Here is a 10602-nt window from a genome sequence, read left to right as displayed (position 1 = left end):
CACGTCCCCCCGCCCTTGCTTGGCGTTCCAAGGAGCTGGGCCGCTGGCACGCACCCTGCTTACATCCGCGCCGGGTGGGGGAGTCAGGGGCGCTGGGCCGGAGGTGGAAGATGAAGGGCGTTCAGGAACAGGCGCAGGGGCAGGGCAAGCACTGGGACCCGGTGTGCGGCAGGCACCTGGAGGCCCCGGAGGGCCATCCGTCATCGGAGTACAAGAAGCGCCGGTACTTCTTCTGTTCGGAGGTCTGCCGCACCGCCTTCGAGCGTCAGGCGGAGCGCTTCCGTCTCAACGAACTGGCGCGGGCCGGCGCGCTGATGTCACCGGGCCGGGTGCGCTGGGGGCTTGCGTAGATGCCCGGCGGCTTCACGCCGCCTGACGCAGGTCCTTGAGGCGCAGGGACAGCTTTCGCTGGCCCCGGAAGGTGTCGAAGCCGGCCTGGAACGCCAGGTCCACCGGCCCCTCCACCATGGACACGCGATCCGCCATGCCAAAGCCGATGGCGTCCAGCTCCGGCGCGTCCAGCAGCGCGAGCTTCAGGTGCCCGGCGCCACTGACGCCGGACTTCGCGGGCAGCACGCGCGGGCGCGCCGTCTGGCCGCGCAGCACCAGCACCGGCTCCGGGTTGCCCTGACCAAAGGGCCCCAGCCGCTGAAGTGACTCCACCGCGGAAGCATCCAGGTCGCTCGGGTTCACCACCGCGTCCACGCGGCAGCGGGGAATCAGGTCCTCGGGCGTCAGGCGCTGGAGGGCGATCTTCTCGAAGGCCGCGCGGAAGGCGGGCAGGTTCCCCGCGTCCACGGTGAGGCCGGCGGCGTGCTTGTGGCCGCCGTAGCGCGTGAGCAGGTCCGAACAGCCGGTGAGCGCGTCGTACAGGTGGAACGCCTCGATGCTGCGCGCCGAGCCCTTCCCCACCCCGTCCTTCACGCCCACCATCACCGTGGGCCGGTGGTAGCGCTCCACCACGCGCGACGCGACGATGCCGATGACGCCCGGGTGCCAGCCCTCGTCGTAGAGCACGAAGCCGCGCGCGTCCTTGTGCTCCTCCGCCTGCGCCAGCGCCTGCGTGAGGATGCTGCTTTCAATTCCCTGGCGCTCCGCGTTCGCGCGGTCCAACACCTGCGCCAGCGAGCGCGCCGTCTCCAGGGAGTCCGCGCACAGCAACTGGAGGCCCAGCGACGCGTCGTGCAGTCGTCCGGCGGCGTTGATGCGAGGCCCCAGGCGGAAGCCCACCTGCCCCGCGGTGACGGTGGCGTCCGGCTCCAGCCCGGCCACCTCCTTCAGCGCGCGGATGCCGGGGCGGCGGCCCTGGGACAGCTCCTGGAGGCCGTGCGCCACGAGGATGCGGTTGGCGCCGGTGAGCGGCACCACATCCGCCACGGTGGCCAGCGCCACCAGGTCCATCAGCGCCTTGAGGTTGGGCTCCTTGCGCGTGGCGAAGAAGCCGTCGTCGCGCAGGCGCTTGCGCAGGCCCATGCAGAGGTTGAAGGCCACGCCCGCCGCGCACAGCACCTTCGAGGGGTACTCGCAGCCGGGCTGGTGCGGGTTGAGGACGGCCACCGCGGGCGGCAGCGTGGGCGGCACCGTGTGGTGGTCCACCACGACGACGTCCAGGCCCATCTCCCGCGCGCGGGCAATCTCCGCCACGGACGTGATGCCGCAGTCCAGCGTCACCAACAGGCGCGTGCCGTCCTGCGCGATGCGCTCCACCGCGCCCAGGTTGAGGCCGTAGCCCTCATCCAGCCGGTGCGGGATGTACGTGGCGGGGGCCGCGCCCAGCTCCTTGAGGAACAGGTACATGAGCGACGTGGAGCTGACGCCGTCCACGTCGTAGTCCCCGTAGAGCGTCACCTTCTCCTTGTTGCGCAGCGCGCGGAGGATGCGCTCCACCCCGCCCGTCATGCCCTTCATCCGGAACGGGTCCGGCAGGTCCGCCAACCGGTCCGACAGGAAGGCCGACGCCGCCTCCGGCGTGCGGTAGCCGCGATGCAACAACACCCTCGCCGCCAACGGGTGCAGCGAGAGCTCTCCCGCCAGCAACCCGACCTCCTGCTCAACGACGTCTGGAAGCAACCACCGCATGGTGAAGGACAGTACCTCAGACGTCCGACCAAGGCAGTCCAACCCGTCCTCTCACATCTCCCCTCCTGCACGGTTGTTCAGACGTGCGCTCGCTCGCCTTCCTGCTTCCAACCTGCACGGCGGGTGCGCGGTGCCCAGCTTGAAAGCACACCACCGGACAACGGAGGCAGCGCATGCTTCGAAGAACCCTCCAGGGCGGCGCCCTGCTCGCCGCCGTGCTGTGCGCGGGCAGCGCGCTCGCGGCGGATAGGAAGCAGGGGGACGTGAACGTGTTCCTGCGCGGCGGCGTGGGCGACTACACGGGCGACCTGGGCGACCTGTCCAGCACGGGCCCCCTGTGGGGCCTGACGCTCAACGTGCAGCCCACCACCTTCCTGGGCCTGGAGGTCGGCTACGAGGGCTCGCAGAACAAGGTGAGCGACACGCGCCTCTTCGACGGGCCCTCGCTGGTGCGCAACGGCGGCAGCGCGCTCATCAAGGTGTCGCCGCCCTTCCTCACCGCGGTGCGCCCCTTCGCGGGCGTGGGCCTGGGCCTGTCCTACGTGGACGTGCGCGGCGCGGGCGCGGGGCTCTACGACTCGGACATGATGGAGGAGGTGCCCCTGGCGGTGGGCCTGGAGTTCAACACCGGCGGCCTCACCGCCGGCGTGCGCGGCACCTACCGCGTCCTCATCGACCAGGACTTCGCGGACGTCGCGGCGAACGACAACGGCGGCGGGCTGATGGACGCGTCGCTCACGCTGGGCGCGCGCTTCTAGCTTCGGGTGGAAAGCGAAGGGCCCTCGCTTCCACGAAGGAAGGAGGGCCCTCACTGCATCCAGGCTGCGAAGGACGGCTCAGGCCGCCTTCGGCTCCTGCTTGCTGCCCTGGTGCGAATCACGGTGCGCCGCGCGCTCGTCCAGCCAGATGACCACCGGGCTGGCGATGTACACGGACGAGTACGTGCCCACGAGGATGCCCACCAGCATGGCCATGGCGAAGTCGAAGATTTCGCCCACGCCGAAGATGAGCAGACCGATGAGCGACAGCGCCGTCACGCCGGAGGTGAGGATGGTGCGGCCCAGCGTGTCGTTGACGGCGATGTTGATGATCTCCGGCAGCGCCTTGCCCTTGTACTTCACCATGTCCTCGCGGATGCGGTCGTAGATGACGATGGTGTCGTTCACCGAGTAGCCCACGATGGTGAGCAGCGCGGCGATGGACGTGAGGTTGAACTCCCGCTGACTCACCAGGTAGTAGCCCGCGACCATGATGACGTCGTGAAGCATGGCGAGCAGCGCGCCCGGGCCGAACTTGAAGTCGAAGCGGAACGCCACGTAGATGAGGATGGCGACCATGGAGTACAAGAGCGCCATGACGCCGCGGTTGCGCAGCTGCTTGCCCACCTGCGGGCCCACGTAGTCCACGCGGCGCTGCTCGAAGTTGGGCTTCTCCATGCCGGCGCCCAGCGCGGAGAACACCTTGTCCGCCATGCCGCTCGCGACGACCTGGTAGTCGTAGCCGGTGCCGCCCTGGTTCGCGCCCAGGTCACGCACCTCCTGCACGCCGATGCCCGCCGCCTGCACGGCCTTCTTCACCGCGTCCGCGGACATGGGCTGAGCGGAGCGGAAGTTGACGATGCCGTTCGCCATGTCCGCGTACACGCTGCGCGTCTCGCCCAGGCCCTGGATGGCGGCCTTCGCGTGCTCCGCGTTCTCCTCGGTGAGCTGCGTGACGCCGCCCATGCGCAGCAGGAAGGTGTTCTCCTCGGCGGAGCCCACGCGCTGGACCGTCACGTCGTGCAGTCCGCCGGACTGCGCGCGCTCGCGGACTTCCTGCTCGGTGGTGGGCGTGTGGTACTTCAGCTCCACCACCGTGCCGCCGGCGAAGTCCACGCCGAAGTTGAACCCCACCGTGGCGATGCCCACGATGATGGCCAGGTTGACGAGCGTGGAGATGAAGAGCGCCGGCTTGCGCTTGCTGATGAAGTCGAAGTTCGTCTTGTGCTTGAGAATCTGCATGGCGGGTTCCCGTGGCGCCTGGGCCGGTTAGACCGACACCGACTGCGCATTACGGCCGTGGACGAAGTAGGTCGTGATGACGCGCGTCACGACGATGGACGTGAACAGCGACGCCAGCAGACCCACGATGAGCGTGGTGGCGAAGCCGCGGACCGGCCCGGTTCCGGTGAAGAACAGGATGAAGCCCGCGATGAGCGTCGTCACGTGCGCGTCGAAGATGGTCCAGAAGGCGCGGTCGTAGCCCTGGTCCACCGCCGCGCGCGCGGACTTGCCCAGCGACAGCTCCTCGCGGATGCGCTCGTTGATGAGCACGTTCGCATCCACCGCGATGCCCAGCGTCAGCACGAAGCCCGCGATGCCCGGCAGCGTCAGCGTGGCGTTGAAGAACGCCAGGCCCGCCAGGATGAGCAGACCGTTGAGCAGGAGCGCCACGTCCGCGATGAGGCCGGACTTGCGGTAGTAGATGGCCATGAAGACGATGACGAGCGCCAGGCCCACCAGCGCGGCCAGGCTGCCCTTCTTGATGAGCTCGTCGCCCAGCGTCGCGCCCACCTGACGGATTTCGCCCACCGTCACCGGCGCGGGCAGCGCGCCCGCCTTGAGCACCAGCGCCAGCGTCTGCGCCTCGCCCAGCCACTCCTCGAAGCTGCGAGCGCCCGCGCGGCCCATGGTGATGCGCGCGCGGCCGCCGCCAATCTTCTCGTTGATGTTCGGCGCGGTGTGCACGTTGTCGTCCAGCACGATGGCCATGCGACGGCCCACGCCCGCCTCGGTGAGCTTCTCGAACTCGCGAGCGCCCGCGGGGTCGAAGGCGATGTTCACCTCCGGCTCGTTCATCTGGCTGACGGACGCGTCCGCGCCCGACAGGCTCTCACCCGTGAGCGGCACGTTCTTGTCCACGAGGAAGCTGCGGTACGCGATGCAGTCGTTCTTCTTCACCGGGTTGGCCACGCACTGGGTCAGCACGTCGCGGCCTTCCGGCGCCTTGTCCTTCGCGTACGCCAGCAGCGCCTCGCGGTTGGGCGACGACAGCTGCGGGAAGCCTTCATCCTGCGCCAGGGTGATGTTGCTCTCCGCCGGCGGCGGGCTCTGGGTGAACATCTGCGCGAAGACCTGGGGGTTGGTGTCGTCCACCATCCGGAACTCCAGCTGCGCGGTGGTGCCCACCAGCTCCTTGGCCTGCTCCGGGTTGCTGCGGCCCGGCAGGGAGATCTGGATGGAGTCGGTGCCCAGCTTGCGCACGTCCACTTCCGCCACGCCCCACTTGTCGATGCGGCGGCGGATGACGAGCATCGCCTGGTCCACGGCTTCATCGCGGAAGCGGTTCACCTGGCCCTCGTCCGGCTTGAGCACCAGCGTGGCGCCGTTGCGCGACTCCAGGGAGAAGTCGGTGAAGGTGGCCAGCACCTCCTTCTGGATGGCGTCCATCGTCGCCGGGTCCTTCGCGGTCAGCATCAGCTGCAGCCGCTCCGGATCCGTGTCCGCCGTCACCTCGCCCAGCTTCTTGTCGTTGACGTACGTGGCGATCTGCTGCCCGCGGCGCTCGGTGCGCTTCTGCAGGGCCGTCTTGGTGTCCACGCGCATGACCATGTGGATGCCGCCCTGCAGGTCCAGCCCCAGGTTGAGGCGGTACTTGGCGGGGGGCGCCCACGACGGCAGCCGCTTCTCCAGCACGGCGATGTTGTTGCGCTCGGCGCGATCCAACACCACCAGCGAGTAGTACGTGGGGACGAGGAACCAGAGCGTTCCCAGCGTCACCGCGACAATCATTCCGAACTTCCAATACCAGCCGCGGTCCATTTACTTGTCCTCCTTCTTGTCGGCGGAGGGCGCCGTCGGGGCCGCAGCCACCGGAACGGTTCCCTTCGCGCTGACAGCCGTCTTGAGCACGCGCACGCGCACGCCGCTGGCGATCTCCACCGTCACGGTGCTGTCATCCACCTGGTGGATGCGTCCGAGGATGCCGCCGGACGTCACGACGTCATCCCCCTTCTTCAGCCCCGCGAGCAGTGCACGGTGCTCCTTGAGCTGCTTCTGCTGGGGGCGGATCATCACGAAGTACATGATGGCCACCAGCACGGCGAGGAAGCCGAAGGTCCCGAGGGGAGAACCGGCCCCGGCCTGCGCGAGAATCAGGAAACTGTCAGCCACTCACTGCCTCGTGGTTTGAAGGGAGGATTCGGAAGAAATCCGTGTGTGCCCCGTCCCCGGCGTACGGGTGGGGGCAAAACATCCGAAAGGGTGGCCTCTTAGCAAGGGCGCCCCATGTGAGCAAGTGAACGCCGGAAGCACGGCAATCCCGTTGGTCGCTCACCGGCCACGGGTCCGCTCGGCCTCCTGGGCGTGGGCACGGGCCCGGAAGTCCTTCGCGAACGAAGCGAAACGGTCCTCGGAGATGGCCCTGCGCACATCCGCCATCAGGGTGAGGAAGTAGTGCAGGTTGTGCAGCGTGTTGAGGCGCATCGCGAGGATCTCCCCCGCCGCGAACAGGTGGCGCAGGTAGGCCCGGCTGAAGGTCCGGCAGGTATAGCAGGAGCACGCCGGGTCCACCGGCCGGGGGTCCTTGGCGTAGGCCGCGTTGCGAATGACAAGCTTGCCCTCCGAGGTGAAGAGCAGGCCGTTCCGGGCGCACCGGGTGGGCAGCACGCAGTCGAACATGTCCACGCCCTGCTCCACGCACGTCACCAGGTCCAGCGGCGTCCCCACGCCCATCAGGTAGCGGGGACGGTCGCGGGGCAGCAGCGGCGCCGAGTACGCCACGCCCGCGTGCATCGCCTCCGGGGCCTCGCCCACGGAGTAGCCGCCCAGCGCGTACCCGGGCAGGTCCACCGCGCAGATCTCCTCCGCGTGGCGCTTGCGCAGGTCCTCGTGCAGGCCGCCCTGGACGATGCCGAAGAGCGACGAGCGCTCACGGCTCCACGCCTTCACGCACCGGTGCAGCCAGCGCGTGGTGCGGGCCAGGGACTTCTCCAGGTAGGGCCGGTCCTCGGTGGACGGGGGGCACTCGTCGAATGCCATGATGACGTCCGCGCCCAGCGTCTCCTGGATGGCGATGGAGCGCTCCGGGGACAGCGAATGACGCGAGCCGTCCAGGTGCGACTGGAACGCGGCGCCCTCTTCCGTGATCTTCCGCTTCTCCGACAGGCTGAACACCTGGAAGCCGCCGCTGTCGGTGAGCATGGGCCGGTCCCAGGAGATGAAGCGGTGCAGGCCGCCCATCTCCTGGATGAGCGGCTCTCCGGGGCGGAGCATCAGGTGGTAGGTGTTGCCCAGGATGATCTGCGCATCCAGGTTGACGAGGTCGTCGGGGCCCACGCCCTTGACGCTGCCCACGGTGCCCACGGGCATGAAGATGGGCGTCTCGATGGGGCCGTGGGGCGTGTGCAGCCGCCCGCGCCGGGCCTTGGTGCCGGTGTCCTCGTGCAACAGCTCGAAGCGCACCAGCCCCGGGGGCACGCGGGTATCGCCCTTTTCCTTGCGCTGCTCGTCGACCACGGCACTCACTCCTTCACCAACATGGCATCGCCGTAACTGAAGAACCGGTAGCCCGCGCGCACGGCCTCCTGGTACGCGGCGAGCGTGCGCTCACGGCCCAGGAGCGCGCTCACCAGCATCACCAGCGTGGAGCGCGGGAGGTGGAAGTTCGTGAGGAGCACGTCCACCTGGCGGAAGACATAGCCGGGGCGGATGAACATCGCCGTCTCGCCGGGCCCGGAGCGCAGCCGGCCCGTCTGGGGGTCGGTGGCGGACTCCAGGGTGCGCACCACGGTGGTGCCCACCGCGACCACCCGGCGCCCCTCCGCCTTCGCGGCGTTCACGGCGGCGGCGGTGGCCTCGGGCACGGTGAAGCGCTCCGGGTGCATGTGGTGCTTGTCCAGCACCTCCTCGCGCACGGGGAGGAAGGTGCCGGGCCCCACGTCGAGCGTCACCTCCACGCGCGAGATGCCCCGCGCCGCGAGGCGTGCGAACACGTCGTCGGTGAAGTGCAGCCCCGCGGTGGGCGCGGCCACGGCGCCAGAGGCGCGGGCGTACACGGTCTGGTAGCGCTCGGCGTCGGCGGCGCTGGGCTCGCGGGTGATGTAGGGCGGCAGGGGGAGCCGTCCGGCCGCGTCCAGCAGCGACGCCAGGGAGGCGCCCGGCGCGGCGTGGAAGCGCACCCGGTACTCCCCTCCCCCCAGCGCCTCCACGACCTCGGCGGACAGGCCGCCCGCGAAGGTGAGGGACTGGCCGGGCTTGAGGCCCTTGGAGGCCTGTCCCAGGCAGACCCAGTCGAGCGACTCGGGGGCGCCGCCCAGCGCGGCGGAGGTGAGCGTGGAGGTGGCGGCGGGGCGGACCACCAGCAGCTCGACGCGGCCGCCGGTGCCGGACTTCTGGCCCAGCAGGCGGGCGGGGATGACGCGCGCGTCGTTGAGGACGAGCAGGTCACCGTCGCGCAGCAGGTCCACGAGGTCGGTGAAGCGCTGGTGGCTCCACGCGCCGGTGGCGCGGCTGACGACCATCAGGCGCGACGCGTCCCGGTGGGGCAGCGGGGCCTGGGCGATCTGCGCCTCGGGGAGCTCGAAATCGTAGTCGGAGAGGAGGGACGACACGGGGGCAGCGCTTGTAGCAGTCCCCGCGCCCTCGCGGAACCATCCGAGGCGGACGGAGGGGGTCAGTAGAGCTGCTGGAACTCGGCGCCCGGGTAGTAGTGGGAGAGGATGTCCCGGTACTCCTTGCCCTGGTCGGCGAGCGCCTTGGCGCCCCACTGGCAGAGGCCCGCCCCATGGCCGAAGCCGCGCCCGGTGAAGACGTAGCCCTTGCTGGAGGACTCCACGTCGAAATCCAGGCTCTTGAGCCGCGTGTAGCCCAGCCTGCGCCGGAACTGCACGCCGTCCACCGCGCTGCCATCCGCCAGCGTCACGCGCGTCACGCGGTGCGTGGCGGTGCGGCCCGTGACGCGCATGCCGCCCGGAGAGGACTTCAGGGCCTTGCGCAGCTCGCTCTCGGAGAGGGTCGCGGACCAGCGGCTGGCCGGCAGCTTGCCGCAGGGGCAGTCGACGGGCTTCAGGTAGGGCAGGTTCCGCCCGAGCGCGTCCTGACCGGACTCGGTGTGGCCGCCGCAGGAGGCATGGAAGTACGCCTCGATGGGGGCCAGGTCGTACGTCAGGACCTCGCCGCGAGTGGCCTCGACCGCGGCGCGCGTCTTGGCGTCCTCGCGGTTGACGCCGCCGTACACCTGGTGGAGCACGCTGCTGCCCATGTGGAAGGCGGCACCGTACGAATCCAGCTTCTTCTGCAGCGCGTAGGTGCGGGCGGCGACGGCCTGGGCCTTGAGGGCTTCCAGGGGGAAGGACACCGGCATCTCGCTGCCGAGCACCGCGGCGAGGTAGTCCTCCAGGGGGATGACGTTGATGAGCTGGAGGCTGTCCCGGTAGACGCGGACGACGACGTCGCCGCGAACCTGCGAGCTGCCTGCCTTGAGGGGCTCGTTGCCGGGGCCGCCCGCGTCCAGGGACTCCATCCCTCCGCGAAAGCGAACGGCGTCGCCGAGGACTGGAGCCCCGTTGACCTCCAGCCGCCCGCTCCGGCGACGCACGGTGGCCTGACCCGCGCTGATGGCCACGAAGGTCCCGTCCTCGGCATCGGGTCCGAAGCCCAGGCCGCGACCGCTCACGCGGACCTCGTCCCCGGGGTCATCCATGGCAATGCGCATCGTCTCCACGGCGAACGCCCGCGACGAGGCGAGCAGGAGCAGCAGCAGTGCCACACGTTGCAACATGGTCGAACAGTCTAGAGGCGTGGCGATCCGCCTCAAGAAATCGACCAAAGGCCAGGACGCGGAGCGCGGGGCCGGGAATGCACTCAGCGGGAGCGGTCGGCCGCCAACCCACTCCGCTGGTGCGAAACACGTCGGCAGGATGGGTGGGCCCAGGTGGCCCGCGAAAACGCTCGGAGGATGCCGCAGAATGGAACCCGCGTGACTGCCTCCGTGCCTGAAGCCTCCCGCCTGTCCTCCGAAGCGCTCGGCGCGGCCCTGCGCGAACTGGAGCCGCGCATGGCCGCCGTGTTGGTCCGCCGTCTCGTCGAGCGCCGCACGCTCGCGGAGTGCGCGACCTGGTACGGCATCTCCAGCGACGCGTTCTCGGTGCTGCTGTTGCGCTCCGCCGTCGCGTTGGCCCGAAAGGCTGGGCAGCCCGCGAGGGAACCGGAAGGGGCGGAGGAAGCCGCCGCCTGGGAGCGCATGTTGGCCGCGGCCGTGGAGAAGGACACGGCCCCCGTGCCGGTGGCGCTCGCCCCCGTGGCCCAGGTGTGCCGGCGCATGCACGAATTGGGGCCCGCGATGGAAACCACGCTGGCGGAGGCCGCGCAGGCGGACGCGGACTCGCCCGGACGGGCCCGTGAAGAGTGGTTGCGAAGACTGGCCGTGGCCGCGCTCCTCGCCCTGACGGCCTGGCTGTACTGGACCCGCCCCCCGGACCCCGAACCCAGGCCCGAACGCCGCATGCGTTCTCCAGAGCGCCGCTAGCCAGCCCCTCCCGGAGGG

At 69.9% G+C, this 10602-nt stretch carries 10 protein-coding genes; 3 read left to right on the top strand and 7 right to left on the bottom strand.

Translation table 11 applies throughout. From position 1 onward, the window contains the following. The first annotated feature begins 110 nt into the window (after positions 1-110). Positions 111-350, top strand: a complete 240-nt coding sequence (locus D7X74_RS34045) for a YHS domain-containing protein (protein ID WP_120537172.1) — start codon at positions 111-113, stop codon at positions 348-350. A gap of 13 nt (positions 351-363) precedes the next feature. Here the strand turns inward: D7X74_RS34045 and recJ are convergent, their stop codons facing one another. Beyond that, the gene (gene recJ, locus D7X74_RS34040) at positions 364-2079 is read right to left on the bottom strand and encodes a single-stranded-DNA-specific exonuclease RecJ (protein ID WP_120537171.1); all 1716 of its coding nucleotides are present in this window, start codon (positions 2077-2079) and stop codon (positions 364-366) included. A 173-nt stretch (positions 2080-2252) separates the two neighbouring features. On the opposite strand from recJ, the gene D7X74_RS34035 reads away from it, so the two are divergent. Next, complete coding sequence (locus tag D7X74_RS34035; RefSeq protein WP_120537170.1) at positions 2253-2837, top strand: outer membrane beta-barrel protein; 585 nt, start codon at positions 2253-2255, stop codon at positions 2835-2837. A gap of 78 nt (positions 2838-2915) precedes the next feature. Here D7X74_RS34035 and secF read toward each other — a convergent pair whose 3' ends face one another. The 6 genes from secF to D7X74_RS34005 all read right to left on the bottom strand — a co-directional run bounded on the left by secF (position 2916) and on the right by D7X74_RS34005 (position 9837). Next, positions 2916-4079 (bottom strand): protein translocase subunit SecF, encoded by a 1164-nt coding sequence (gene secF / locus D7X74_RS34030; protein WP_120537169.1) that lies wholly within the window; start codon positions 4077-4079, stop codon positions 2916-2918. A 27-nt stretch (positions 4080-4106) separates the two neighbouring features. After that, complete coding sequence (secD, locus tag D7X74_RS34025) at positions 4107-5879, bottom strand: protein translocase subunit SecD (RefSeq protein ID WP_120537168.1); 1773 nt, start codon at positions 5877-5879, stop codon at positions 4107-4109. Beyond that, on the bottom strand, positions 5880-6230 hold the full coding sequence (yajC, locus tag D7X74_RS34020; protein ID WP_120537167.1) for a preprotein translocase subunit YajC: 351 nt from the start codon (positions 6228-6230) through the stop codon (positions 5880-5882). It lies immediately after the preceding gene. A 159-nt stretch (positions 6231-6389) separates the two neighbouring features. Further along, positions 6390-7523: a tRNA guanosine(34) transglycosylase Tgt gene (gene tgt / locus D7X74_RS34015; protein ID WP_370450834.1), complete on the bottom strand. Its 1134-nt coding sequence runs from the start codon at positions 7521-7523 to the stop codon at positions 6390-6392. Between the two features lie 56 nt (positions 7524-7579). Next, positions 7580-8668: a tRNA preQ1(34) S-adenosylmethionine ribosyltransferase-isomerase QueA gene (gene queA / locus D7X74_RS34010; RefSeq protein WP_120537165.1), complete on the bottom strand. Its 1089-nt coding sequence runs from the start codon at positions 8666-8668 to the stop codon at positions 7580-7582. 62 nt (positions 8669-8730) lie between these two features. Next, positions 8731-9837 (bottom strand): SpoIID/LytB domain-containing protein, encoded by a 1107-nt coding sequence (locus tag D7X74_RS34005; RefSeq protein ID WP_120537164.1) that lies wholly within the window; start codon positions 9835-9837, stop codon positions 8731-8733. Positions 9838-10035: 198 nt separating this feature from the next. On the opposite strand from D7X74_RS34005, the gene D7X74_RS34000 reads away from it, so the two are divergent. After that, positions 10036-10584, top strand: coding sequence for a hypothetical protein (locus D7X74_RS34000; protein ID WP_120537163.1), 549 nt, complete (start codon positions 10036-10038; stop codon positions 10582-10584). Positions 10585-10602 lie beyond the last annotated feature (18 nt).

It is taken from the genome of Corallococcus sp. CA047B (assembly GCF_003612065.1).
Taxonomy (GTDB): domain Bacteria; phylum Myxococcota; class Myxococcia; order Myxococcales; family Myxococcaceae; genus Corallococcus; species Corallococcus praedator.
This window is presented reverse-complemented; position numbering and strand designations above follow the sequence as displayed.